Annotated in this window: 23 protein-coding genes; 8 read left to right on the top strand and 15 right to left on the bottom strand. The window is 70.7% G+C overall.

All coding sequences use genetic code 11. The annotated features are described in order from the left end of the window. Positions 1–67: 67 nt before the first annotated feature. Positions 68–2,257: a serine/threonine protein kinase gene (locus tag F7R91_RS16995; RefSeq protein ID WP_150949626.1), complete on the bottom strand. Its 2,190-nt coding sequence runs from the start codon at positions 2,255–2,257 to the stop codon at positions 68–70. 207 nt (positions 2,258–2,464) lie between these two features. Between F7R91_RS16995 and F7R91_RS16990 the strand changes: the two genes are divergently transcribed. After that, positions 2,465–3,508, top strand: coding sequence for a serine hydrolase domain-containing protein (locus F7R91_RS16990; protein WP_150949624.1), 1,044 nt, complete (start codon positions 2,465–2,467; stop codon positions 3,506–3,508). Between the two features lie 91 nt (positions 3,509–3,599). On the opposite strand, the gene F7R91_RS16985 is transcribed toward F7R91_RS16990, so the two are convergent. Continuing rightward, a complete protein-coding gene (locus F7R91_RS16985) occupies positions 3,600–5,306 on the bottom strand; it encodes a glycerol-3-phosphate dehydrogenase/oxidase (protein ID WP_150949623.1) in 1,707 nt (568 codons plus the stop codon). A gap of 271 nt (positions 5,307–5,577) precedes the next feature. Here F7R91_RS16985 and F7R91_RS16980 point away from each other — a divergent pair, with 271 nt between their 5' ends. Next, positions 5,578–6,786, top strand: a complete 1,209-nt coding sequence (locus F7R91_RS16980; protein ID WP_150949621.1) for a nucleotide sugar dehydrogenase — start codon at positions 5,578–5,580, stop codon at positions 6,784–6,786. A gap of 128 nt (positions 6,787–6,914) precedes the next feature. Further along, positions 6,915–7,475, top strand: coding sequence for a hypothetical protein (locus F7R91_RS16975; RefSeq protein WP_150949619.1), 561 nt, complete (start codon positions 6,915–6,917; stop codon positions 7,473–7,475). A gap of 60 nt (positions 7,476–7,535) precedes the next feature. Here the strand turns inward: F7R91_RS16975 and F7R91_RS16970 are convergent, their stop codons facing one another. The 4 genes from F7R91_RS16970 to F7R91_RS16955 all read right to left on the bottom strand — a co-directional run bounded on the left by F7R91_RS16970 (position 7,536) and on the right by F7R91_RS16955 (position 11,899). Next, positions 7,536–8,660, bottom strand: coding sequence for a GuaB3 family IMP dehydrogenase-related protein (locus tag F7R91_RS16970; protein WP_150949617.1), 1,125 nt, complete (start codon positions 8,658–8,660; stop codon positions 7,536–7,538). Positions 8,661–8,765: 105 nt separating this feature from the next. After that, positions 8,766–10,268 carry an IMP dehydrogenase gene (gene guaB, locus F7R91_RS16965; protein WP_150949615.1) on the bottom strand — a complete coding sequence of 501 codons (1,503 nt, stop codon included), beginning with the start codon at positions 10,266–10,268 and terminating at the stop codon, positions 8,766–8,768. A 154-nt stretch (positions 10,269–10,422) separates the two neighbouring features. Beyond that, positions 10,423–11,010, bottom strand: a complete 588-nt coding sequence (locus F7R91_RS16960; protein ID WP_150949613.1) for a sigma-70 family RNA polymerase sigma factor — start codon at positions 11,008–11,010, stop codon at positions 10,423–10,425. Between the two features lie 277 nt (positions 11,011–11,287). Then, positions 11,288–11,899, bottom strand: a complete 612-nt coding sequence (locus tag F7R91_RS16955) for a response regulator transcription factor (protein WP_003948568.1) — start codon at positions 11,897–11,899, stop codon at positions 11,288–11,290. A gap of 381 nt (positions 11,900–12,280) precedes the next feature. Between F7R91_RS16955 and F7R91_RS16950 the strand changes: the two genes are divergently transcribed. Beyond that, complete coding sequence (locus F7R91_RS16950; protein ID WP_150949611.1) at positions 12,281–12,610, top strand: WhiB family transcriptional regulator; 330 nt, start codon at positions 12,281–12,283, stop codon at positions 12,608–12,610. Between the two features lie 79 nt (positions 12,611–12,689). Here the strand turns inward: F7R91_RS16950 and F7R91_RS16945 are convergent, their stop codons facing one another. Further along, entirely contained in the window at positions 12,690–13,586 is an 897-nt protein-coding gene (locus tag F7R91_RS16945; RefSeq protein WP_150949610.1) for a LysR family transcriptional regulator, read from the bottom strand. A gap of 79 nt (positions 13,587–13,665) precedes the next feature. On the opposite strand from F7R91_RS16945, the gene F7R91_RS16940 reads away from it, so the two are divergent. The 3 genes from F7R91_RS16940 to F7R91_RS16930 all read left to right on the top strand — a co-directional run bounded on the left by F7R91_RS16940 (position 13,666) and on the right by F7R91_RS16930 (position 15,996). Then, positions 13,666–14,334, top strand: coding sequence for an MOSC domain-containing protein (locus tag F7R91_RS16940; RefSeq protein WP_150949608.1), 669 nt, complete (start codon positions 13,666–13,668; stop codon positions 14,332–14,334). Positions 14,335–14,430: 96 nt separating this feature from the next. Next, entirely contained in the window at positions 14,431–15,204 is a 774-nt protein-coding gene (locus tag F7R91_RS16935; RefSeq protein ID WP_150949606.1) for an SDR family NAD(P)-dependent oxidoreductase, read from the top strand. Between the two features lie 84 nt (positions 15,205–15,288). Next, positions 15,289–15,996 (top strand): ester cyclase, encoded by a 708-nt coding sequence (locus tag F7R91_RS16930; protein WP_150949604.1) that lies wholly within the window; start codon positions 15,289–15,291, stop codon positions 15,994–15,996. Between the two features lie 73 nt (positions 15,997–16,069). Here F7R91_RS16930 and groL read toward each other — a convergent pair whose 3' ends face one another. The 4 genes from groL to F7R91_RS16910 form a co-directional block, all read right to left on the bottom strand. Further along, the gene (gene groL / locus F7R91_RS16925) at positions 16,070–17,695 is read right to left on the bottom strand and encodes a chaperonin GroEL (RefSeq protein ID WP_150949602.1); all 1,626 of its coding nucleotides are present in this window, start codon (positions 17,693–17,695) and stop codon (positions 16,070–16,072) included. A gap of 115 nt (positions 17,696–17,810) precedes the next feature. Continuing rightward, positions 17,811–18,119: a co-chaperone GroES gene (groES, locus tag F7R91_RS16920; protein ID WP_055493212.1), complete on the bottom strand. Its 309-nt coding sequence runs from the start codon at positions 18,117–18,119 to the stop codon at positions 17,811–17,813. 414 nt (positions 18,120–18,533) lie between these two features. Further along, the gene (locus tag F7R91_RS16915) at positions 18,534–19,349 is read right to left on the bottom strand and encodes a polysaccharide deacetylase family protein (RefSeq protein ID WP_150949600.1); all 816 of its coding nucleotides are present in this window, start codon (positions 19,347–19,349) and stop codon (positions 18,534–18,536) included. Then, positions 19,346–20,275 carry a polysaccharide deacetylase family protein gene (locus F7R91_RS16910; protein WP_191971518.1) on the bottom strand — a complete coding sequence of 310 codons (930 nt, stop codon included), beginning with the start codon at positions 20,273–20,275 and terminating at the stop codon, positions 19,346–19,348. Before F7R91_RS16910 ends, F7R91_RS16915 begins: the two co-directional genes overlap by 4 nt. A 102-nt stretch (positions 20,276–20,377) precedes the next feature. Between F7R91_RS16910 and F7R91_RS16905 the strand changes: the two genes are divergently transcribed. Then, positions 20,378–21,583: a class I SAM-dependent methyltransferase gene (locus F7R91_RS16905; protein ID WP_225320677.1), complete on the top strand. Its 1,206-nt coding sequence runs from the start codon at positions 20,378–20,380 to the stop codon at positions 21,581–21,583. A gap of 18 nt (positions 21,584–21,601) precedes the next feature. On the opposite strand, the gene F7R91_RS16900 is transcribed toward F7R91_RS16905, so the two are convergent. The 4 genes from F7R91_RS16900 to F7R91_RS16885 all read right to left on the bottom strand — a co-directional run bounded on the left by F7R91_RS16900 (position 21,602) and on the right by F7R91_RS16885 (position 25,615). Continuing rightward, the gene (locus F7R91_RS16900) at positions 21,602–22,891 is read right to left on the bottom strand and encodes an RNA polymerase sigma factor (protein WP_408056038.1); all 1,290 of its coding nucleotides are present in this window, start codon (positions 22,889–22,891) and stop codon (positions 21,602–21,604) included. A 44-nt stretch (positions 22,892–22,935) separates the two neighbouring features. After that, positions 22,936–23,292: a YciI family protein gene (locus F7R91_RS16895; RefSeq protein ID WP_150949598.1), complete on the bottom strand. Its 357-nt coding sequence runs from the start codon at positions 23,290–23,292 to the stop codon at positions 22,936–22,938. A gap of 129 nt (positions 23,293–23,421) precedes the next feature. After that, entirely contained in the window at positions 23,422–24,477 is a 1,056-nt protein-coding gene (locus F7R91_RS16890; RefSeq protein ID WP_150949595.1) for an LCP family protein, read from the bottom strand. Positions 24,478–24,571: 94 nt separating this feature from the next. Beyond that, positions 24,572–25,615 carry a LacI family DNA-binding transcriptional regulator gene (locus F7R91_RS16885; protein WP_150949594.1) on the bottom strand — a complete coding sequence of 348 codons (1,044 nt, stop codon included), beginning with the start codon at positions 25,613–25,615 and terminating at the stop codon, positions 24,572–24,574. Positions 25,616–25,624 lie beyond the last annotated feature (9 nt).

Genomic DNA, 25,624 nt, shown 5'->3' with positions numbered 1-25,624 from the left:
ACGTGCCGGAGGCAACCCGCAAAGAGGGGATGCGAGATCTCACGTCCCCGACGGGGAACGGCTCACCTCACGACTTCGGTTCAAAGGTTTTCGTCAGGGTTTTCCATGTGTTCTTGCGCAGTTCGGTGCCCCATTTGGAGGCTTTCGCGGTGTACATCAGCGCATGTCCGAGATGGTCGTTGACGACGAACCCCCGGTCGATCGTCCGGTACTTCGTCCCGCTCTCCACATAGGTGAACTCCCAGTCGGCCGTGTTCCAGCCGCGGTACTTCACCGCCTCTATGCGGATCTTCCGGTACTGCGGGCGGGTCATGCCCCGCTCCTGGTTCGTCCAGTCCGCCACCGGGTCGCCCTTCGGCGTGGACGTCCAGGCGATGAGCAGCTTCTGCCCGTCGGGCCCGGTGAAGCGGTCCCCCGCCTCGTCCGTGGTCTGGTAGGTCCACCCCGCGGGCAGTCCGATCGAGTAGCCCTGGCTGCCCTGGTGCGTCGACGCCACCGCGAGGTCGCCGCCGGCGGAGCCGTCCGTCTTCGTGCCACTGTCGCCGGACGGGCTCGCCTCCGTGTTCGGGCCGCTTCCGGGCGCCGAGCCGGCCGCGGCGGACTCGGCCGGCTCGGCCCCGTCCTTACGGGCGCTGTCGCCCTTGTCCTCCTTGGTGTCGGCACTCGCGCTCGCAGCGGCCGTGACCTTGCTGCCGCCGCCGCTGCTCTTGGTCCCCTTGGCGTCGTCGCCGCCGAACACGAGGGCCAGCACCGTGCCGAGCACCACGACGAGTGCCACGACCACCGCGATGATCACCAGGGTCCGCTTCGGCACCACATCGGTGATCGGCGCTCTGGGCACGGGCCTCGGCGGCAGGTCCGGGGGCGTCATCACCGGCCACCCCGAACTCCGCCCACCGGTCGCCGCGTTGCCGGCAGGGGAAGCCTTGGCTTCCTGCGCCTGCTCACGCTCCCCGGACACCCGCCCCGGGGCGGACGCGCCCGCCTTGGCGGCCTGACCGGACGCAGGCGTCGTCCCCGCACCGGCGGCCTTGTCGGACACCCGGGTCGTGTCGGACCCCGCGGCCGCACCCGGCCTCGATTCCGCACCCGACTCCGAGGCGGCATCCGGCTTCCCGGCATCCGGCTTCCCGGCCTTCGTCGCCCCGGCCGCGCCGGCGCCGACGGAGCCCGAAACCGCTGTACCGCTCCCGGACTTGGGGCGGGCCGCGGCCGCGGAGGTGGCCGCTGCCCCGGCGGCCTTCCGCATGGAACGCAGCGCGCCGCGGAAGCGCTCGCCGGCTTCCTCGCCCCGCTTGCCCCCGGCGCCCGCCGAATCCTTCTTGCCCGTCCGCTCACCGGGCTGCGCCGGCAGCGGCACGACCTTCGTCGCATCCGCCGGCTCGGGCTCCGCCACCCTGGGCGCGGGCGCGTGGAGCACCCCGTTGAGCATCTCCCGCGCACCCGAGTCGTCGAGCCGCTTCTCCGGGTCCTTGGTGAGGAGCCCGTAGATGACGTCCTTCAGCGGTCCCGCGTTCTTCGGCTCCCCGAGCGGCTCGGTCATCACCGCGGTGAGCGTCGCGATCGCGGACCCCTTGTCGTACGGCGGCACGCCCTCGACCGCCGCGTACAGCAGACCGCCGAGCGACCACAGGTCGGCCGCCGGTCCCGGCTTGTGCCCGCGAGCGCGCTCCGGGGAGATGTAGGAGGGCGCGCCGACCAGCATGCCGGTCGAGGTGATGGAGGGGTCGCCCTCGACCTGGGCGATGCCGAAGTCGGTGAGCACGACCCGGCCGTCCTCGGCGATCAGCACGTTCGACGGCTTCACATCGCGGTGCAGGATGCCCTCACGATGCGCGGACCGCAGCACGTCGAGGATCGCGAGCCCGACCTCCGCCGCGCGCCTGGGCTCCAGGAGGCCGTCCTCCCGGATCGCCTCGGCGAGCGACTTGCCCTCGACGAGCTCCATGACGATCCACGGCCGGTCGTCCTCGTCGACCACGTCGAAGACCGTCACCGCACTGTTGTTGCGGATCCGTGCGATCGCCTTGGCCTCGCGCAGCGTGCGTGTGATCAGCCGGCGTTTCTCGTCCTCGTCGATGCTGGACGGGAACCGCAGCTCCTTCACGGCGACCGTGCGGCCCAAGGTCTCGTCCTCGGCACGCCACACCGTGCCCATACCGCCGCGGCCGAGCACTCCTCCCAGCCGGTACCGCCCGGCGAGGAGACGCTCGCTCTTGTCCTGCCGGGATGCTCCCGCCCGCTTGGCCTCCGACATGCGTCCCCTCATGCAACCCGCCCTGACAGAGCCTCCATTGTCTCTCACCCGACAAGTGCCCGACGCCCAGGGTGCCCCTGACGGCTCCTGGACCGCCGCCCGGCCCGCGCCGCGGCCGTGTCCTCGGACCACCACAGACCTGGGGGACCGGGTGCGACACGCCCTCCGCGGCCATGCATCATGGGCTGCGACAAGGAAGGACCCGCGATGCCGCCGCTCCGGACGCTCCTGGCCGCGCCCATGGCCCTGGCGCTCCTCGGCCTGGCCGGAACCGGCTCGCAGGCGGCGCACTCAACACCGCCCACGGACGCGGTCCTTCCGCTTCTGGTCACCCGGGGCGCCCCCGCCGCGGCCCTGCTGGCCCGCGACGACACCGGCACCCGCTACGCCCACGCCGGTCAGGGCATCGCCTCGACCGACCGCTTCCGCGCCGGCAGCATCACGAAGACCTTCATCGCCACGGTCGTCCTGCAACTGGCCGCCGAGCACCGGCTCTCGCTGTCCGACACGGTGGAGCAGCATCTGCCGGGTCTGGTGCACGGAGCGGGTAACGACGGCCGCGCGCTGACCCTGCGCGCCCTGCTCACCCACACCAGCGGTCTGCACGACTTCACCGCGGACACCGGGGGCGTCGTCCCCGTGGCCCCTCTTCAGGCCGTGCGCATAGCGCTCACCCACCCTCCGGCCGACCCCGGCCGCTTCTCCTACTCGAACACCAACTACGTTCTGCTCGGCCTGGTCGTCGAGCAGGTCACCGGCCGCTCGTACGCCGCCGAGGCCGAGCGCCGCATCATCGCTCCCCTGCGACTGGCGGGCACCTCCTTCCCCGGATCCCGCACCACGCTTCCCTCTCCGCACGGCCGCGCCTACGCCGCCGACGGATCCGACGTCACCGAACTCGACCCGCGGGTGGCCGGCGCCGCGGGCGAGCTGGTGACCACGCTCGCCGACCTGGACCGCTTCTACTCGGCCCTGCTCGGCGGCGAGCTGCTGCCCCCGCGCCGGCTGCGCGAGATGCTCGACACCCGCGCCGCACACGGCCTGTACGGCATGGGCCTGTTTCCCGTGAAGCTGCCGTGCGGCACCACGGTGTGGGGACACCGCGGCCGAATAACCGGCAGCTACGTGCGCACCGCAGCCACCGTCGACGGCCGTCGTGTCCTCACCTTCCGGGTGAACACGGACGCGGTCGCAGACCCCGGACTGGAACCCCGGCTGCTCTCCGCCGAGTTCTGCCCCCGCACCTCCTGAAACGAGCCGGTTCCGAGCAAATATCCCGGTTCACGACACTCGTTCGAGTGATCCCGCCGGGCACGGACGGAAGGGATGCCCGCCGAGAGGCCTACAACGGCACGATGTCCGGCGCCCCCAGCCGAGCCGCGTCGGCCGTCAGGTCGTCAGGCTGGCGCTGCGACTCCCGCTCGGCCTCGACCCGCTTCTCGTAGTGCTCGACCTCGCGCTCGATCTGGTCCTTGTCCCAGCCGAGCACCGGCGCCATCAGCTCGGCCGCCTCCCGCGCACAGCGGGTTCCGCGGTCGAACGTCTCGATCGAGATGCGCGTGCGCCGGGTCAGGACGTCGTCCAGGTGCCGGGCGCCCTCGTGCGAGGCGGCGTACACGATCTCGGCGCGCAGATAGTCGTCGGCCCCCTGAAGCGGTTCGCCCAGTGAGGCGTCCGCGGCCATGAGTTCGAGGATCTCCTCCGTCAGCGTTCCGTACCGGTTCAACAGGTGCTCCACGCGCACCACATGGATGCCGGTCCGGGCGGCGATCCGCGCCCGCGCGTTCCAGATCGCCGGGTATCCCTCGGCGCCGAGCAGCGGCACATCCTCGGTGACGCATTCGGCGACCCGCATGTCCAGCCCGTGCACCGCCTCGTCCACCGCGTCCTTGGCCATCACCCGGTAGGTCGTGTACTTGCCGCCCGCCACGACGACGAGCCCCGGCACCGGATGCGCCACGGTGTGCTCGCGCGACAGCTTGCTGGTGGCGTCCGACTCCCCGGCGAGCAGCGGGCGCAGACCCGCGTACACCCCCTGTACGTCGTCCCGCGTCAGCGGCACCGCGAGCACCGAGTTCACATGCTCCAGGAGGTAGTCGATGTCCGCGCTGGACGCGGCCGGGTGCGCCTTGTCGAGATCCCAGTCGGTGTCCGTGGTCCCGATGATCCAGTGGCGGCCCCATGGGATGACGAACAGTACGGACTTCTCGGTGCGCAGGATCAGCCCGGTCGTCGAGTGGATGCGGTCCTTGGGTACGACGAGATGGATGCCCTTGGACGCCCGGACATGGAACTGTCCCCGCTCTCCCACCATCGCCTGGGTGTCGTCGGTCCACACGCCGGTCGCGTTCACGACCTGCTTCGAGCGGACCTCGTACTCCCCGCCCCCCTCCACGTCCTGCACCCGGGCGCCGACCACGCGTTCGCCCTCGCGCAGGAACCCGGTCACGCGCGCGCGGTTGGCGACTTTCGCGCCGTACGACGCGGCCGTGCGCACGAGCGTCGCCACATAGCGGGCATCGTCCATCTGGGCGTCGTAGTACTGGAGCGCGCCGACCAGCGCGTCCTTCTTCAAGGCGGGGGCCACGCGCAGGGCGTGACGGCGGGTCAGATGGCGATGTACGGGCAGGCCCCGGCCGTGACCGCGGGCCATCGACATGGTGTCGTAGAGCGCGACGCCCGCTCCGGCGTACAGACGCTCCCAGCCCTGGTGCTGGAGCGGATAGAGGAAGGGCACCGGCTTCACCAGATGCGGGGCGAGCCGCTCCAGCAGCAGCCCGCGTTCCTTCAGCGCCTCCCGCACGAGCGCGAAGTCGAGCATCTCCAGATAGCGCAGACCGCCGTGGATGAGCTTGCTGGATCTGCTCGACGTGCCCGACGCCCAGTCACGTGCCTCGACCAGGCCCGTGGACAGACCGCGGGTGACGGCGTCGAGCGCGGTGCCCGCTCCGACCACGCCCGCGCCCACGACCAGCACGTCCAGCTCCCGCTCGGCCATTGCTGCGAGTGACTCGGCGCGCCGCGCCGGCCCCAGAGTCGCTGTCCTCACCGCTGCCTCCCGCTGTCAGTCGCGCCGGCCGCACCCCTCGGGGATGAGGCCCGGTGGTGTCCCCCTGACGAAATTCTGACCGGCTTGCCCGACTTCAGCCACCACGCGCCCCCAGCCTGTGGATAACCCTCAGCGACCGGCAGGAAGACACAGCCAGCCAATCCCGCATATCGGTCATATTTACTCCTAGTCTGACATTGCGCTCGCCCATCCTGTCCACACGGCTTGCGCACCTGTCCCGCTTCGGTTATTGGGAAGGACGGCCCACTCCATGCCCGCTGATCTCGCCGTGATCGGACTCGGCCCGTACGGCCTGCCCCTGGCCCAGGCCGCCGTCGCCGCCGGCATCCCCACGCTCGGCTACAGCACGGGACCCGAGGGCTCCTCCCTGAGCCCCGCCGAACTGCGCCGGATGCTCTCGCGGGGCTTCAGGACGGCCGTCGGCCCGGCCGAGCTCGGCCGGGTGCGTACCGCGGTCATCTGTGCCCCGACCCCGCGGGGCGCGGACGGCGGACTCGATCTGAGCCAGCTGGAGGCGGCCGCCCGCACCCTGGCCACACGGCTGCGCCCGCACACCACGGTGATCCTGGAGTCACCCGTGCACCCGGGCACCACGGAGGACGTCCTGCGCCCGCTGCTCGAAAAGGGCTCGGGCCTCCGCGCGGGCCGCGACTTCCACCTCGCCTACTCCCCCAGCCGGGTCGACCCCGGCAACCGCGACTTCACCCCCGCCAACACTCCGAAGGTCATCGGCGGCCTCACCCCCGCCTGCACCGAGTCGGCCGCCGCCTTCTACGGCCGGCTGACCGACAAGGTGGTACGCGCGCGTGGCCCGCGCGAAGCGGAAACCGTGCAGCTCCTGGAGACCAACTTCCGGCACGTCAACATCGCGCTCGTCAACGAGATGGCCGTCCTGTGCCATGGCCTGGGCGTCGACCTGTGGGACGTGATCCGCTGCGCGGAGACCAAGCCGTTCGGTTTCCAGGCCTTCCGCCCCGGCCCCGGTGTCGGCGGCCACGGCGTCCCGCAGGACCTGACCGGCCACGCCGGCCGCACCCTGCGCATGGTCGAACTCGCCCAGCAGGTCAACAGCCAGATGCCCCGCTACGTCATCCAGCGCGCCGCGACCCTCCTCAACGAGCACGGAAAGTCCGCGCGGGGTGCCCGGGTCCTGCTCCTCGGCGTCACCTACAAGCCGGACCTCGCCGACCAACAGGCCGCCCCCGCCCATGAGATCGCGATGCGGCTGATGGAACTGGGCGCCTCGGTCAGCTACCACGACCCGCACATCCCGTCCTGGAGCGTCCTGGACCGCCCGGTCCCCCGCGCCGACTCCCTGTACGAGGCCGCCGCCGACGCCGACCTGACGATCCTGCTCCAGAACCACCGCACCTACGACCTCCAGGGCCTGTCGGTGAAGGCGCAGCTCCTGCTGGACACCCGGGGGGCGACACCCACGGGGGCCGCGCACCGCCTCTGAGTGCCGGGCCTCCCCGGGAATTGCCTGGTGGAGCGGGCCGGTGTCCCTGCTACTCTTCGGCGACTCGTCGCACTGTCGTGCGCACACCACACCGCTCGTTCCACCAGTCCCGTGGGGGGATCTCTGTCATGACCCAGTCAGTTCCGCCGCAGCCCGCCGACGGCAACCCGTACGCCCAGCAGCCCGTGGATGGCAACCCCTACGCCCAGCAGCAGGCCGACGGCGGCAACCCGTTCGCCCAGCAGCCCGGCGCCGTGCCGCCGGCTCCGGTCGTGGCCGCTCCGGCCCGCAACAACATCGCCCTCGGCATCATCGCCGCGGTCGTCGCGGCCCTGGTCACCGCCGGGATCTACGGCGGCATCGTCGGCGCCACCGAGTACGAGATCGGCTACGCGGCCATCGGCGTCGGCTTCCTCATCGGCTTCGCCGCCGGCAAGCTCGGCGGCTCCAACCCGGTGCTGCCCGTGGTGAGCGCCGTTCTGTCGCTGGGCGCCGTATACCTCGGCCAGCTGATCGGCATCGCGGTGATCCTCGGCGACGAGCTGGACGTCTCCGCGACCTCGCTGTTCACCGAGCACCTCGATGTGCTGACCAAGGGCTGGAGCGAGACCGCCGACCCGATGACCTTCCTGTTCCTCGCCATCGGCGCCTTCGCCGCGTTCTCCGGCGCGAAGAAGGCCGCCGCGTAAAGACATGACGGAAAGGGCCCGCCCACCTCACGGTGGACGGGCCCTTTCATGTCGTACGGCTCATCGCTTGTGCTGCGAGTCCGCCACCGTCACCTCGACGCGCTGGAACTCCTTGAGCTCGCTGTAGCCGGTGGTGGCCATGGCGCGGCGCAGGGCGCCGAAGAAGTTCATCGAGCCGTCCGGGGTGTGGGACGGGCCGGTGAGGACCTCCTCGATGGTGCCGACCGTGCCCAGGCCGACCTTCTTGCCGCGGGGCAGCTCCTCGTTGACCGCCTCCATGCCCCAGTGGTGGCCCCGGCCGGGCGCGTCGGTCGCGCGGGCGAGCGGGGAGCCCATCATCACCGAGTCGGCACCGCAGGCGATCGCCTTGGGCAGATCGCCGGACCAGCCGACACCGCCGTCCGCGATGACGTGCACATACCGGCCGCCGGACTCGTCCATGTAGTCGCGGCGGGCGGCGGCCACATCGGCGACCGCCGTGGCCATCGGGACCTGAATGCCCAGCACATTGCGCGTGGTGTGGGCCGCGCCGCCGCCGAAGCCGACCAGGACGCCCGCCGCGCCCGTACGCATCAGATGCAGGGCGGCGGTGTACGTGGCGCAGCCGCCGACGATCACCGGGACGTCGAGCTCGTAGATGAACTGCTTCAGGTTCAGCGGCTCGTGCGAGTGCGAGACGTGCTCCGCCGAGACCGTCGTACCGCGGATGACGAAGATGTCCACGCCCGCGTCGACGACGGCCTTGGAGAACTGGGCCGTGCGCTGCGGGGAGAGCGCGGCCGCGGTGACCACGCCCGAGTCGCGCACCTCCTTGATGCGCGCGCCGATCAGCTCCTCCTTGATGGGGGCGGAGTAGATCTCCTGGATACGGCGGGTCGCGGACTCGACGGGCAGCTCGGCGATCTCGTCGAGCAGCGGCTGCGGGTCCTCGTACCGCGTCCACAGGCCTTCGAGGTTCAGCACGCCGAGGCCGCCGAGCTCGCCGATGCGGATCGCGGTGGCCGGCGAGACGACCGAGTCCATGGGGGCGGCCAGGAAGGGCAGCTCGAAACGGTAGGCGTCGATCTGCCAGGCGATCGAGACCTCCTTCGGGTCCCGCGTACGGCGGCTGGGGACGACGGCGATGTCGTCGAAGGCGTACGCCCGGCGGCCGCGCTTGCCGCGCCCGATCTCGATCTCAGTCACGTCTGTGGCCTTTCCCTGATGCGTTTCAGCGTCTTCCAGTATCGCCGACGGGCACGACAAGGGCGGCCCCTGATGCTCCCGGGGCCGCCCCTGAAGGCCTGATGCCTACATGCTGCTGTAGTTCGGCGCCTCGACCGTCATCTGGATGTCGTGCGGGTGGCTCTCCTTCAGACCCGCGGAGGTGATCCGCACGAAGTGGCCCTTGGACTCCATCTCCCCGATGGTGGCCGCGCCCACATAGCCCATGGTCTGGCGCAGACCGCCGACGAGCTGATGCAGCACATTGGCCAGCGGGCCGCGGTAGGGCACCTGACCCTCGACGCCCTCGGGCACGAGCTTGTCGTCGGAGGCGACCTCGGCCTGGAAGTAGCGGTCCTTGGAGTACGACCTGCCCTGGCCGCGGGACTGCATGGCGCCGAGCGAGCCCATGCCCCGGTACGACTTGAACTGCTTGCCGTTGATGAAGAGCAGCTCGCCGGGCGACTCCTCGCAGCCCGCGAGCAGGCTGCCCAGCATCACCGTGTCGGCGCCGGCGGCGAGCGCCTTGCCGATGTCGCCGGAGTACTGCAGGCCGCCGTCGCCGATCACTGGGATGCCCGCCGGGCGGGCGGCGAGGGAGGCCTCGTAGATGGCGGTGACCTGCGGGACGCCGATGCCGGCCACCACGCGCGTGGTGCAGATGGAGCCGGGGCCCACGCCCACCTTGATGCCGTCGACACCCGCGTCGATCAGCGCCTGCGCGCCGTCGCGCGTGGCGACGTTGCCGCCGATCACGTCGATGCTCACGCTCGACTTGATCTTCGACATCCAGCTGAGGGCGTTGCTGTTGTGGCCGTGCGAGGTGTCCACGACCAGGAAGTCCACGCCCGCCTCGGCGAGCGCCTGGGCGCGCTCCAGGGCCTCGGGGCTGGCGCCCACGGCGGCACCGACGAGCAGGCGGCCCTCGGCGTCCTTGGCGGCGTTCGGGTACTTCTCGGCCTTGACGAAGTCCTTGACCGTGATGAGGCCCTTGAGGATGCCCGCGTCGTCGACCAGCGGAAGCTTCTCGATCTTGTGGCGGCGCAGCAGCTCCATGGCGTCCACGCCGGAGATGCCGACCTTGCCGGTGACCAGCGGCATCGGTGTCATGACCTCGCGCACCTGGCGGCTGCGGTCGGACTCGAAGGCCATGTCGCGGTTGGTCACGATGCCGAGCAGCTTGCCCGCCGGGTCGGTGACCGGAACACCGCTGATGCGGAACTTGGCGCACAGGGCGTCCGCCTCGGCGAGCGTCGCCTCCGGGTGCACCGTAATGGGGTCGGTGACCATGCCGGACTCGGACCGCTTGACCAGGTCGACCTGGCTGACCTGGTCCTCGACGGAGAGGTTGCGGTGCAGCACGCCGACGCCGCCCAGCCGGGCCATCGCGATCGCCATGCGGGACTCGGTCACCTTGTCCATCGCCGCCGAGAGCAGCGGGATGTTCACCCGGACATTACGTGAGATACGGGACGAGGTGTCGACCGCGTTGGGGAGCACCTCGGATGCACCCGGCAGCAGCAGCACGTCGTCGTAGGTCAGCCCGAGTGTCGCGAATTTACCGGGCACTCCGTCGACGTTCGCAGTCATGACACCTTCCCCAAATGGCCTTGATCGGTGCGGATCTCCATGCTAACGGGAAGCGCGGCTCTCAAATTCCACGGTCCCGCATGACCCTGGGCTTCGTATGTTCGTACGGACTTACCGGCAGACCTGTTCACGGAACACGCTGCCGACAAGGGGGTTACTGCTCCGCAAGCGCCCTGAGCCGGCTCAGCGCCCGGTGCTGGGCGACCCGAACCGCGCCGGGTGACATTCCCAACATCTGGCCCGTCTCCTCGGCCGTGAGGCCCACCGCGATACGGAGCAGGAGCAGCTCGCGCTGATTTTCGGGGAGGTTGGCCAGCAGTTTCTTGGCCCATTCGGCGTCGCTGCTCAGCAGCGCCCGCTCCTCGGGGCCCAGCGAGTCGTCCGGCCGCTCGGGCATCTCGTCCGACGGGACCGCCGTCGAACCGGGGTGACGCATGGCCGCCCGCTGGAGATCGGCGACCTTGTGCGCGGCGATGGCGAAGACGAACGCCTCGAAGGGGCGTCCGACGTCCTTGTAGCGCGGCAGGGCGAGCAGGACCGCGACACAGACCTCCTGGGCCAGGTCCTCGACGAAGTGGCGCGCGTCGCCCGGGAGCCGGGACAGACGGGTGCGGCAGTAGCGCAGTGCGAGGGGATGGACATGGGCGAGCAGGTCGTGCGTGGCCTGCTCGTCCCCGTCGACGGCGCGATGGACGAGGGCACCGATCGCCCCTTGGGCAGTGGCCGCCTCGTCGTCACGCATCGGTCCATCGTGCCTTGGCGCCGATTCGCCCGTGGCACCGCGCCCGTTGTTGTGCACCGAAGCGTTATGAGCAGGTGCGCCGGCACTCATCCCCTGCGCCCTCCCCTTCCGCTCGACCGACTCGTCCCCGAGGAACTCCACACCTCAAGGATGCGGCATCCGCGGCGAAACGAGCAGCGGGCACCCGTCGGTCCCGTTTGCCTCCCCCGCCCACCGTGGGCAGGCGGGGATCCCCGGACGCTCCGCACCCCCGCTACGACACACCCGATGACCTGGCCTAGCGGACCAGACCCCACCGGAAGCCGAGCGCCACGGCATGCGCCCGGTCCGAGGCGCCGAGCTTCTTGAAGAGCCGCCGCGCGTGCGTCTTGACCGTGTCCTCGGAGAGGAACAGCTCGCGGCCGATCTCCGCGTTGGAGCGGCCGTGGCTCATGCCTTCGAGGACCTGGATCTCACGCGCGGTGAGCGTGGGCGCGGCGCCCATCTCCGCGGAGCGCAGCCGGCGCGGGGCGAGCCGCCAGGTGGGGTCCGCGAGGGCCTGGGTGACGGTCGCCCGCAGTTCCGCGCGGGAGGCGTCCTTGTGCAGATATCCGCGCGCGCCGGCGGCGACGGCGAGTGCCACGCCGTCGAGGTCCTCGGCGACGGTGAGCATGATGATGCGGGCACCGGGGTCGGCGGACAGCAGCCGGCGGACGGTCTCGACGCCGCCCAGCCCGGGCATGCGTACGTCCATAAGGATCAGGTCCGAGCGGTCGGCTCCCCAGCGGCGGAGGACTTCCTCGCCGTTGGCAGCCGTCGTCACGCGCTCGACGCCGGGCACGGTCGCGACCGCGCGGCGGAGCGCCTCTCGGGCAAGCGGGGAGTCGTCGCAGACGAGGACGGATGTCATGACCGCCCTCCGCAGCTGATGCACGTCACCTTGAGCCTCCAGGCTGGTACGGAATCGTCACCTGTGCGGTCGACCGTCTCGGACGCCTGCCCGAGCACTTGTTGCTTCAACCGCCTCCGCCCTCTCAACGACGGTCACTCGAAAGAGTTACGGGGCCGTGTGCCGTCTTCGGCACTCTACGTGAGGGCGTGGATACGGCGCAGACATGCAGGGCGGACCCTCAATCTTTCATCACAACCCATGCCCCATTCAGCCCTTTTTCTTCCCATTTACTGGCGCGTGACGCTAGATTCGCAATGAGTCATATTTTCATCTCCTTAGATCGTAGATGTACGGTCGTGGACACCGTATCCGCGCAGAACGGCTACAAGGGGTCACGCAATGGCAGATTTCTCCCGCCTTCCCGGACCAAACGCGGACCTGTGGGACTGGCAGCTTCTGGCCGCCTGTCGCGGGGTGGACAGCTCGCTCTTCTTCCATCCGGAGGGCGAGCGCGGTGCGGCCCGGAGCGCTCGTGAGAACTCGGCCAAGGAGGTCTGCATGAGATGCCCCGTGCGCGCGCAGTGCGCAGCGCACGCGCTGGCGGTGCGCGAGCCGTACGGCGTGTGGGGCGGCCTGACCGAGGACGAGCGCGAAGAGCTGATGGGGCGGGCGCGCAACAGGCTGGTGTCGGCGTCGGCCGGCGGCGGCGAGACCACCCCCAGCACCTGAAATAACGTTTCTTCATTCTGGGCACGCGCACGCGTGCCCTTACTTCTGCCTCATGACCTCCGTCCGAGCACGCTCCGCCTCAGCGTGCCGCCGCCAGCGCCAGCTGGTCCAGCGTCGCCGCGACCGCCGGCACCTGCGCCAGATCGGGCAGCGTGAGCCCGACGATCTCGCGCCGCACCGCCGGCTCCAGTGTCACTGTGCGTGCACCCCGCGGCCGTACGGACTCGACGGCGAGCTGGGGCAGGACGGCGACGCCGAGACCGGCGCCCACCAGACCCACGACCGCCGGATAGTCGTCCGTCGCGAAGTCGATACGGGGCGTGAAGCCCGCCGCCTCGCACACCTCGACCAACTGTCCGCGGCAGCGCGGGCAGCCCGCGATCCACGGTTCGCCCGCGAGTTCCCCGATGGCGACGAACCCCGCGCCCGCGAGCCGGTGCCGTTCGGGGACGAGGGCGACGAGCCGGTCGGTCAGCAGGGGCCGTACGACAAGGTCGTCCCACTCCTCCGCGGCCGCCGCCCGCTCGTAGCGGAAGGCGAGGGCCACGTCGCAGTCGCCCTCGCGCAGCAGTTCGACGGAGGCCGGCGGCTCGGCCTCCTTCAGGGAGACCCGGGTGCCGGGATGCGCGGCACGCAGGGCGGCAAGGGCCGTGGGGACGAGGGTCGAGCTGCCGCTGGGGAAGGAGACGAGCCGCACCCGCCCGGCGCGCAGCCCCGCGATGGCGGCCACCTCCTCCTCCGCCGCCGTGAGTCCGGCGAGGATGCCGGCGGCGTGCCGGACCAGTGCCTCACCGGCCTGCGTCAGCCGCATCGCGCGCCCGCTGCGGACCAGCAGGGGCGTGCCGACCGAGGCCTCCAGGGCCTTCATCTGCTGGCTGACGGCGGGCTGGGTGCAGCCGAGCTCACGCCCGGCCGCCGAGAAGGAGCCGGTGGTGGCCACGGCGCGCAGCACACGGAGATGACGGGCTTCGATCACCCTTCGAGGATAAGTGACTCTTTGGTATGGCGGCGAATATTCCGTGGACGCTTTGACTCCGGGCGCCTACCGTGCGGCCATGAGGCTTCTGACAGTGAACGTGGGCCGCGCGCGGGCCGTTCCGTACACGGACCAGCCGGAGGGACTGACCGGGATCGACAAGCGGCCGGCCGACGGGCCGGTGCGGGTGGCGGCTCCCGGGCCCAAGGGGGTCGGGGCGAGCGGGCTGGCCGGGGACGCGGTGTGCGACACCCGCCACCACGGCGGTGACGACCAGGCCGTGTACGCGGTGGCCCGGGAGGACCTGGACGACTGGGAGCGCGCGCTGGGGCGGCCGCTGGCGAACGGCGCGTTCGGCGAGAACCTCACGACCGAGGGTCTGGACGTGTCCGGCGCGCGGATCGGGGAGCGCTGGCGCATCGGGCCGGAGGTGGTCCTGGAGGTCACGTGCGGGCGGATTCCGTGCCGGACCTTCCAGGAGCACCTCGGTGAGAAGGGATGGGTGAAGCGCTTCACGCTCGAGGGGGCGCCGGGGGCGTATCTGCGGGTGATCGAACCCGGTGACGTACGTGCCGGGGATGCGGTCCGGATCGTGCACCGTCCGGATCACGAGGTGACCGTGGCCGTGCAGTTCCGGGCGATGACCACCGAGCGGAAGCTGCTGCCCCGGCTGCTCGTGGCGGGTGCGGCGCTGCATCCCGAGTCGCTGGAGGCGGCACGCAAGTATGTGGAGAAATACGGGTCGTGACGGCGTACCAACGGTCGGTTTCCGGCCAGGCCTTCACTGATCGGGCAGCGGTGCGCTTGACCGGACGTGCTCGGTACGGGTCACTAATCTTGCGTCATGACAACGGCTTTGATTACGGGATCGACCGCGGGCATCGGTGCCGCGTTCGCGCGACGGCTCGCGGCTGACGGGCACGACCTGGTTCTGGTGGCGCGGGACACCAAGCGGCTGCGGGAGCAGGCGACCGAACTGCACGACCGGCACGGCATCGAGGCGGAGGTGCTGACGGCGGACCTGGCGGAGGACGCCGGCATCGAGACGGTGGCGGCCCGGCTCTCCGACCGCAGGAACCCGGTCGACCTGCTGGTCAACAACGCCGGCTTCGGCAACAAGGGCCGCTATCTCGACGTGTCCATGACCGACGAGCTGAGGATGCTCAAGGTCCACTGCGAGGCGGTGCTGCGGCTGACGTCGGCGGCGGCCGAGGCCATGCGGGAGCGGGGCCGCGGCGGTGTCGTCAACGTCGCGTCGGTCGCGGCGTTCGTGCCGCGCGGGACATACGGGGCGTCCAAGGCGTGGGTCGTGCAGTTCACGCAGGGGGCCGCGCGGGACCTGGCGGGCAGCGGGGTGCGTCTGATGGCGCTGTGCCCGGGCTTCGTGCGCACGGAGTTCCATGAGCGGGCCGGGATGGGCACGGACAACATCCCCGGCTGGATGTGGCTGGACGCGGACAAACTCGTCGCGGCGGCGCTCGGGGACCTGGCGCGCGGCAAGACGGTGTCGATCCCGGACGCGCGGTACAAGGCGCTGATGGGCGTCGTGAAGGTGGTGCCGAGGGGGCTGCTCGGGGGGATCAGCTCGCGGACGGGGCGCAGGTACGGGCCGCAGTGAGCGTTCCTCCGACCGGGTGACGCGGGCCCTCTGGTGCGAAAATGGGCGTGACAACAGCGGGCCAGGGGGGCTGGAGGCTGCGTCATGACGTTCGTACAGCTCATCGACTGCAAGACCAGCCGGTTCGACGAGTTGAACCAGCTGATGGACAGGTGGGTCGAGCTGACCCAGGGAAAGCGGACGGCGACTCACGACCTGGTCGGCAGGGACCGGTCCGACGCGTCGCACTTCGTGGAGATCGTGGAGTTTCCGTCGTACGAGGAGGCGATGCGGAACTCGAACCTTCCGGAGACCGACAGGATCTTTCAGGAGATGGTCGCGCTCTGCGACGAGATGCCCACGTTCACCGATCTGGACGTGGTGCGCGACGAGCAGTTGTACGCGGCGAACGTGCGCCGGCTGTTCGACGTCATGGCCACCCGGGGCGACCTGCCGCCGCTCGACGGGCTGATGGCCGAGGACTACCACGACCACGATCCGTCCAACGAGCAGGACAACATCGGCATGGACGCCATTCGCCGCGAGATGGAGATGTGGCGGGGCGGCTTCGACTTCGCGTTCACCGTCGAGGACCAGATCTCCCAAGGTGACACGGTGTGCACACGGTGGACCTGGAGGGGGACCCACAAGGGCGACTTCATGGGGATCGCCCCCACCGGGAAACAGGTCATGATGACCGGGACGTCCATCTTCCGGTGCCGCGAGGACGGGAAGATCGCCGAAGGCTGGTGGCAGTACGACCGGCTGGGGCTGATGGCCCAGCTGGGAGCGCTGGACGCGCTGGAGAGGTAAGGAACGCGGGTGAGGCCCGGCACCCCCGTGGGTGCCGGGCCTCATCTGTTGCTCACCGCCGGGTCGGCTCGCGTCAGTGCGCGTGGCCGTGGCCGTGGCCCGCGGCGGCCGGCTCTTCCTCTTCCTTCTTCTCGACGACCAGGGTCTCGGTCGTCAGCAGCAGGGAGGCGATGGAGGCGGCGTTCTCCAGGGCGGAGCGGGTGACCTTGACCGGGTCGATGACGCCGGCCTTGACCAGGTCGCCGTACTCACCGGTGGCGGCGTTGTAGCCGTTGCCCTTCTCCAGCTCGGCGACCTTGGAGACGATGACGTAGCCCTCAAGGCCGGCGTTCTCGGCGATCCAGCGCAGCGGCTCGACCGCGGCGCGGCGGACCACGGAGACACCGGTGGCCTCGTCGCCGGTCTTGCCGAGGTTGTCCTCCAGGACCTTCACGGCGTGGACGAGCGCGGAGCCACCACCGGAGACGATGCCCTCCTCGACCGCGGCGCGGGTCGCGGAGATGGCGTCCTCCAGACGGTGCTTCTTCTCCTTCAGCTCCACCTCGGTGGCGGCGCCGACCTTGATCACGCACACACCGCCGGCCAGTTTCGCGAGGCGCTCCTGGAGCTTCTCGCGGTCCCAGTCGGAGTCCGTGTTCTCGATCTCGGCCTTGATCTGGTTGACGCGGCCCGCGACGTCCTCGGAGCTGCCGGCGCCGTCGACGACGGTCGTGTCGTCCTTGGTGACCGTCACGCGGCGGGCGGAGCCCAGCACGTCCAGACCGGCCTGGTCGAGCTTGAGGCCGACCTCCTCGGAGATGACCGTGGCGCCGGTGAGGACGGCCATGTCCTGGAGCATCGCCTTGCGGCGGTCGCCGAAGCCGGGGGCCTTCACCGCGACGGCGTTGAAGGTGCCACGGATCTTGTTGACGACCAGGGTCGACAGGGCCTCGCCCTCGACGTCCTCGGCGATGATCAGCAGCGGCTTGGACGCACCCGCCTGGATGACCTTCTCCAGCAGCGGCAGCAGGTCCTGGATCGAGGAGATCTTGCCCTGGTTGATGAGGATGTACGGGTCCTCCAGGACGGCCTCCATGCGCTCCTGGTCCGTCACGAAGTACGGCGACAGGTAGCCCTTGTCGAAGGCCATGCCCTCGGTGAAGTCCAGCTCCAGACCGAAGGTGTTGGACTCCTCGACGGTGATGACACCGTCCTTGCCGACCTTGTCCATCGCCTCGGCGATGAGCTCGCCGACCTGCTGGTCCTGGGCGGACAGCGCGGCGACGGCGGCAATGTCGGACTTCTCGTCGATCGGGCGGGCCGAGGCGAGCAGGTCCTCGGAGACCGCGGCGACGGCGGCGTCGATGCCCTTCTTCAGGGCGGCCGGGGAGGCACCCGCGGCGACGTTCTTCAGGCCCTCGCGGACCAGCGCCTGGGCGAGCACGGTGGCGGTGGTGGTGCCGTCACCCGCGATGTCGTTGGTCTTGGTCGCCACCTCCTTCACCAGCTGGGCGCCGAGGTTCTCGTACGGGTCCTCGACCTCGACCTCGCGGGCGATGGTGACACCGTCGTTGGTGATGGTGGGCGCGCCGAACTTCTTGTCGATGACGACATTGCGGCCCTTGGGGCCGATCGTCACCTTGACCGTGTCGGCAAGCTTGTTGACGCCGCGCTCGAGGGCGCGACGGGCGTCCTCGTCGAACTTCAGGATCTTCGCCATGGGAGCGTGAGCCCTCTCGGAAATCTAGGTGAAAAGAGACTGCGCCCCGGGCGCCCGGCTAGTTGGTGGTCGCGGGGGCCAGGGGCGCAGCTCAAAGCAATTGCTTCGGGGTGAACTACTTCTCGATGATCGCGAGCACGTCGCGAGCCGAGAGGACGAGGTACTCCTCGCCGTTGTACTTCACCTCGGTGCCGCCGTACTTGCTGTACAGCACGATGTCGCCGGTCTTGACGTCGAGCGGAAGCCGCTCGCCGTTCTCGAAACGGCCCGGGCCCACGGCCAGGACGACGCCCTCCTGGGGCTTCTCCTTGGCAGTGTCCGGAATGACCAGGCCAGAGGCCGTGGTCTGCTCGGCGTCCAGCGGCTGGACCACGATGCGGTCCTCGAGCGGCTTGATGGCAACCTTGGAGCTGGCGGTCGTCACGATCCGACCTCCCCCTTCGGAGATCTCACGGGGTTAACTGTCTGAGGTGGCGACCAGGTCGATCCGTCGTCGCGGGTGCCGGACCTGCCCGTCGCGTGGTTGGCACTCTCCAGGGGGGAGTGCCAGAGCCGAGACTATGACTGCGGTTAGCACTCGGTCAAGCGGAGTGCCAATGCCTGCGGCGTGGCGGGGGGTTTTCGGTGGGCGTTTCGTTTGCCAGGGTGCCCTGGGTCTGTGTGTCTGGGGGCTGCCGCCCCAGGCCCCCGCTTCGGCCCTGAACGGGCCTCGTCCTCAAACGCCGGACGGGCTGTAGGTGCCGCGACCGGCGCTGAAAGGAGCCGCTGAGAAGCTGAGCTGAAAGGAGCCGCTGAGAAAGGGCCGCTGAAAAGGCCCTGCAGGCAGTCCTCAAGGGCCCTACAGGTAGTCCTCCAGCCGTCCCACCGTCAGTCCCCTCCCCTGCACCTTCCGCAGCAGTCGTTCCGTTCGTTTCCTCAGTGTGGTGCCGGTCGGGTCGTTCGATGGGAGCGACACGATGTCGCCGGGGCGCAGGTGGTGCTCGCTGTCGGCGTACGTGAGCGTGCCGGTGGGCTCCATGGACGCGCTCCACAGGACGACCGCCGAGACGCCGCAGTCGGCGGCGGCGCGGAGGGTGGTCGTGTCGTAGGTGCCGTAGGGGGGCCGGAAGAGGCGGGGGCGGATGCCGAAGCGGGACCTGAGTTTGTCCTGCTGGCCGCAGATCTCGGCGCGCTGGCCGGCGTAGGGCAGACCGCGCAGGGCGGGATGGTCGAGGGTGTGGTTCTGGACGGTCGCGCCGGCCGACCGGAGGCGGGCGAAGCGGGCGTAGCCCGGGCCGACGACGCTGTCCGTGAGGAACAGGCTGACGGGGATCCGTAGTTCACGGACCATGTCGACGAACCGCGGGTCCTTCTCGGCGCCGTCGTCGTAGGTCAGGAAGACGACCTTGTCGCGGGTGTGCACGCGGTGCACGACGGGCGGGAGGCCCGAGCCCGCGGCGCGGGTGCCGGGGGGCCGGTCGGGCGGGTGCGGGGCCGGGGAGAGGGGGGCGGTGAGGCCCCAGCGGCGGTACGCGGGCTCGGCGGACGACGGTTCGTGGATACGGGCTCGCTGGGCGGCCTTCGGGCCGAGCCGTTCGACGGGGTCGACGGAACGGGCGCAGGCGCCGAGGAGAGCCGCCGCGAGTGCCGCGGCCGTCAGTGCCCGCAACCTCACAGATAGTCCTCCAGCCGGGCCACCGCGTAACCCTTGGCTGTGATCTTGTTCATGAAGCGGCGGATCATGTCGGGCATCGTGCCCTTCCAGTGCGTCCGGCCCCGGAAGTGCGTGAGGACGATGTCGCCGGGGTGGATGTCCCGGTCCCACTCGCGGTACTCCCAGCGGTCGACGAAGACCTCCTGGTCCCACAGCGGCGCGTACTTGACGCCGCAGCTCTTCGCGGCACGCAGGGTGTCCTGGTTGTAGCTGCCGAAGGGCGGGCGGAAGAGGACCGGGCGTGTGCCGTAGCGCTTCTCGATCACGTCCTGCATGCCGCAGATCTCGGCCTTCTGGCGGGCGTACGACAGCCCGCGCAGGTACGGGTGGTGCAGGGTGTGGTTGTTCAGCACCACTCCCCTGGCCTGCATGCGCTTGAAGTAGCCGTAGTCCTCCTTGATCAGATAGTCGCTGAGGAAGGCGGTGTACGGGATCTTCAGATCGCTCATCATCCGCAGGAAGGCCCGGTCCTTCTCGGCGCCGTCGTCGATGGTGAGGAAGACGACCTTCTGCCGGGTGGGGACGGTGGTGAAGACCGGGGGGAGGCCGAGTTCCCTGTGGTCGTCCACCTCGAAGCCCTTGCGGGTCCTGATGACGGGCTTCTTCGCCGGGGGCGGCGGCGCGGGCAGCGGGGCCTTCGCCAGGCCCCAGCGCTTCGCGGCGGCGACCCGGGCGGCGTGCTCGGCGCGCAGCTGTGCGGCGTAGCGCTGGAGGGCGCGGGCCGGGGGTGCCTGCAGGGGCTGCTGCCCGGAGGCCGGCCGTACTTCCCCGGAATCGCCCTGAGCACAGCCGGAGGCGAGGGTGGCCACGGCGAGCACGAGGACCGTGCCGTGGACCCGCAGCACCGTAGAAGCCCGGCATTTGTCATTTTTTCGTACTGCTCGCATGGGGCCGGATCCTGGCAGGACACCGCCCCCGCCCCCGGCCGACACCCCGGCCCGGCCCGCCGCCGGAGGCGCACCTTCCACCGACTGGCCCACAATGAGCCGGTGAACGACCTCGACGCCCTCCTCACCCCCGAAGGCCGCGCCCTCCTCGACGAGGTGCGCGATACCGACCCCGCACACGAACTCACGGTCGCCACCCGGCTGCGGCGCGAGCACCCGGCCGAGCTGGTGTCCGCCGCGCTCGGACAGGCGCGACTGCGGCAGCGGGCGGCGGCGAAGTTCGGGGCCGAGGACGCGGGGCGGATGTACTTCACCCCGAACGGGGTGGAGCAGTCGACCCGGGCGAGTGTGGCGGCGTACCGGGCCGGACGGCTCAAGGCGCTGGGCGTGACCTCCGTCGCGGACCTGTGCTGCGGGATCGGCGGGGACGCGATCGCGCTCGCCCGGGCCGGGATCCGGGTCCTCGCGGTGGACCGGGACCCGCTGACGGCGGCGACGGCACGCGCCAACGCCCAGGCGCTGGGCCTCGCCGGTCTGATCGAGGTGCGGGAGGCGGACGTCACGGAGGTGGAGACGGCCGGCTGCGACGCCGTGTTCGTCGATCCCGCGAGGCGCGGCGGGCGTGGGCGGATCTTCGACCCGGAGGCGTACTCGCCGCCATTGTCCTGGGCCGTGGAAGCGGCCCGCGGGGCGCCCCACGCCGCACTGAAGATCGCCCCCGGCATCCCGCACGAGGCCGTGCCCGCCGAGGCCGAGGCCGAGTGGATCTCCGACGGCGGGGACGTGAAGGAGGCGGTGCTGTGGTTCGGCACCGCGCCCGGCGCGGTACGCGCCACCCTGCTGCCGGGGCCGCGCACCCTGCTCGGCAGGGGCCTGCCGCATCCCCGGGTCCGGCCCGTGGGGCGCTATGTGTACGAGCCCGACGGCGCCGTCATCCGGGCCCATCTGGTCGCGGAGGTGGCCGGGGAACTCGACGGCGGGCTGATCGACGAGACCATCGCGTACATCACGGCGGACGAACTGCGACCGACGCCGTACGCCTCGGCGTACGAGATCACCGACCGGCTCCCCTTCAACGTGAAGAAGCTGAAGGCCCTGCTGCGGGAGCGTGAGGTCGGGATCCTGACCGTGAAGAAGCGTGGTTCGGCGGTGGAGCCGGAGGAACTGCGCCGCAAGGTGCTTCCCAAGCCGCACGGGCCGCACTCGGCGACCGTGTTCCTGACCCGGATGGCGGGGGCACCGGCCATGCTTGTGGGAGCCCCCGCACAGCCGACGGTCGCCTCACCCCAGGAGCCGCACTCCCGTTAGAGCCTGTGTCACAGGCGCTCAGGAACCGCACTCCCGCGTCCTGGCTGCCAGCAGCTCCCGTTCCCGTTCGTTCCGCGTCAGCCCCGCCGCCCGTTCGAACTCGGCCCGTGCCTCCGTCGTACGCCCGAGCCGGGCCAGCAGATCGCCGCGCACGCTCGGCAGCAAGTGGTAGTCCCGCAGGGCCGGTTCGGCGGTGAGGGTGTCGACGATGTCCAGGGCCGGGCCGGGGCCCTCGGCCATCGACACCGCGACCGCGCGGTTGAGTTGGACTACGGGGGACGGGGCGCGGGCGGCGAGCAGGCCGTACAGGGTGGCGATCTTCTGCCAGTCGGTCTCCTCGTAGGAGTGTGCGAGCGCGTGACAGGCGGCGATCGCGGCCTGGAGGGCGTACGGGCCGGGGGCGCCGGTGGCGGTCGCGGTGGCGCGGTCCAGGGCGGTGATGCCGCGGGCGATCAGCATGCGGTTCCAGCGGCGGCGGTTCTGGTCGCGGAGCAGGACGGGCTCCCCGTGCGGGCCGGTGCGGGAGGCGGCGCGGGACGCCTGGAACTCCATGAGGGAGGCCAGGCCGTGGACCTCCGGTTCCTTGGGCATCAGACCGGCCAGCACCCGGGCCAGGCGCAGGGCGTCCTCGCACAGGGAGGGGCGCAGCCAGTCGTCGCCGGCCGTGGCGGCGTATCCCTCGTTGAAGATCAGGTAGATGACGTCGAGGACGGAGCCGAGGCGGGCCTCGCGGTCGGGCCCGTACGGCACCTCGAAGGCGACGTTCTTCGCCGCCAGGGTCCGCTTCGCGCGCACGATGCGCTGGGCGACCGTCGGCTCCGGCACCAGGAACGCACGGGCGATCTCGGCGGTGGTCAGACCGCCGAGCAGACGCAGCGTCAGGGCGATGCGCGCCTCGGCGGACAGGACCGGGTGGCAGGCGGTGAAGACGAGCCGGAGCAGGTCGTCGTCGATGTCCTCGGGGTCGGCGGGCTCCTTCGGGGGTGCGGTGACCGACAGGTCCCGCCCGATCTCCTGGAGCTTGCGGGCGTAGTTCTCCCGGCGCCGGATCAGATCGACGGCGCGGTGCCGGGCGGCGGCCATGAGCCAGGCGCCCGGGTTGTCCGGCACCCCGTCCCGCGGCCACTGCTCCAGGGCGGCCACCAGCGCGTCCTGCGCCAGTTCCTCGGCGATGCCGACGTCCCGCACGATACGGGCGACGCCGGCGATGATCCGCGGGGACTCCATGCGGAAGACGGTCTCGACGGTGCCGCGTACGGTGCCGCGCGGGTCGGCGGAGGGCGGGACTGCGGAGGGCTGTGAGCTCACAACCCTCCATGCAACACCCGGGGCGGCCCGAAGCAAAGGAGGGTTCAGCCCTCCACGATCTCCCGCACCTCGCAGGTCACCGTCCAGTGCGCCTCGTGGATCTTCAGGAACCGCTTGGTCCACTCGATCGCCTCGGCTTGATCCTTGGCCTGCATGAGGGCGTAGCCCCCGATGACCTCCTTGGACTCGGTGAAGGGTCCGTCGGTGACGGAGAGTTCGCCGCCCGTGTAGTGCACCCGGCTGCCCTGGGCGGACGGGGTCAGACCGGCGGTGTCGAGCAGGACCCCGGCCTTCGTCATCTCCTCGATCAGCTCGCCCATCCGCTGCATCAGCTCGGGGCTGGGGCCCTCGGCGGGAGCGTTCGCCTCGTCGATACGGACCAGGGAGAGGTAGCGCGGCATGGTGACTCCTCGTGTCGGTAAGGGCCGGGACCTTTCCGGCCTCTCACCCCTGCGTCGATCGGGAGACACCCGGATCGACACAGGAGCCGACATTCTCCGAAGTTTCTTCCGCGGTCCTGTTTCCGCAGGTCAGCGCAGTGAATCCCAGAGTTCGCCGGCCTCCGGCTCGTCCGCCACCACACGGTTGCTGTCCGAGGCCGCCGTCACGACCGGCATGGTCACCGTCGTCACCTCGTCCGCCGACAGGCCCTTCAGGCTCTGGCCGAGGCGCATCAGCTCGTTGAGCGAGTCGAGGCCGGTGTCCGTGGTCAGGCTGCCGGTCACCGCGTCGGCGACGGCGTACAGCTCGGCCGGGTCGGCGAGGAGGTTCGTCGAGGCGATCTGTTCCAGCAGGGCCTTCACGAGCTTCTGCTGGAGCCCTATTCGGCCCAGGTCGCTGCCGTCGCCTATGCCGTGCCGGGTGCGGGCCAGGGCCAGGGCCTGGGTGCCGTTGAGGGTGTGGGTGCCGGCCGCGAGTGTCAGGTGGCTGTCGTCGTCGTCGATGTCCTCGTCCGTGGTGACGGTGACCCCGCCGAGCGCGTTCACCAGCTGCGCGAAACCGGAGAAGTCGATCTCGATGTAGTGGTCCATACGGACGTCGGTGATCGACTCGACCGTCTTGACGGCACACACCGGACCGCCCAGCGAGTAGGCGCTGTTGAACATCGCGTCGTACGCCACCGCCGAGGTCCCCCCTGAGGGCAGCGGGCAGGACGGGCGGGTGACGAGCGTGTCGCGCGGGATGCTGACGACGGTGGCGGAGGCACGGCCTGCGTCGATGTGGACGACCATCGCCGTGTCGGAACGGGCGCCGGTGCTGCTTCCGCCGCCGAGTTCCTGGTTCTCCTTGCCGCTGCGCGAGTCGGAGCCCAGGACCAGGATGTTCAGGGCCTCGGTGGGCAGCGCGGAGGGGGAGGCCGTGCCGGAGGGCGTCGAGGTGGTCACCGCCTTCGCCGGCCGGTCGTCGCCGAGGGCGCTGTTGATGTCGACGCTCTTGATGTTGCTGTTCAGATGCCAGTAGGCCCACCCCGCCGTGGCGATGCCCAGGACCAGGGCGCCGGCCAGCGTGAGGCCGACGGCCTTCCTCAGCCCCGTCCGCCGGCCCGTCCGTCTGCTGTCGTCGCCGATCTCCGAGTGTCCGGTCACGGGGGTGAACGTAGGTCCGAATTATTAGGAGATTGTTAGTGGTTGGGGTCCGGGTCTGTTTTCTTCGGGGAATCTCACGCTTCTCAGGTCCCGCTCAGACCCCGCCCACGGGAGGCACCCCCGTGCTGCCGCGCACCACCAGGCTGGTCGCCAGCTCCACGCTCGTCGCCTCCACGCTCGTCGCCTCCGCATCGGAGCCGTCCTCGCGTCCGAGGTCCAGCACCAGCTTCGCGGCCGCCTCGGCCATCTCCGTGAGCGGCTGCCGTACGGTCGTCAGCGGCGGCCCGACCCAGCGCGCCACCGGCAGATCGTCGAACCCGACCACGCTCAGGTCCTCCGGGATGCGCAGCCCCAGCTCGCGCGCGGCCTCGTACAGCCCGAGCGCCTGGAGGTCGTTGCCCGCGAACACGGCGGTGGGCCGGTAGGGCCTGCGCAGCAGCTCCAGCCCGCACCGGTAGCCGGTCTCGTGGTGGAAATCGCCGTCGGCGACGAGCGCGGGGTCGACCGGCAGCCCGGCCGTCTCCAGGGCGGCCCGGTAGCCGTCGATGCGGGCACGGCTGCACATCATGCGGGACGGTCCGCTGATCGCGCCGATCCGGGTGTGCCCCAGCTCGACCAGATGCCGGGTGGCGGCAAGCCCGCCCTGCAAGTTGGTGGCGCCGATCGACGGCATCTCCGGGCCCGGGTCGCCGGCCGGGTCCATCACCACGTACGGGATGGAACGGCTGTTCAGCAGCGCACGCTGGGACGCGTCGAGCCCGGACAGCACGAGGATCACTCCGTGCGGGCGGCGGGCGGCGACCTGGTCGGCCCAGGTCCGGCCGGGGGTCAGCCGGCCCGCGCTCTCGGAGAGCACGACGCCGAGGCCCGCCTGCCTCGCCACGTTCTCCACCCCCCGGATGACCTCCATCGCCCACGCGCTCTCCAACTCGTGGAAGACGAGGTCGATCAGCGGCGAACGGCTCGCCTCCGCCCGCCGGCGCCGGTAACCGTGGGCGCGCAGCAGTTCCTCGACACGGGTGCGGGTCGCGGGGGCCACATCGGCGCGGCCGTTGAGGACCTTCGAAACGGTCGGCGCGGACACGCCGGCCTCTCGCGCGATCTCGGCGAGCGTCGCGACGGGCTCCCGGGCTGCCATGACGGCGAT

Origin of the sequence: Streptomyces luteolifulvus, assembly GCF_008806595.1 — a bacterium.
Classification (GTDB): domain Bacteria; phylum Actinomycetota; class Actinomycetes; order Streptomycetales; family Streptomycetaceae; genus Streptomyces; species Streptomyces luteolifulvus.
Note: the sequence above shows the minus strand (reverse complement) of the source record. Positions and strands in the feature narration are given on the sequence as shown.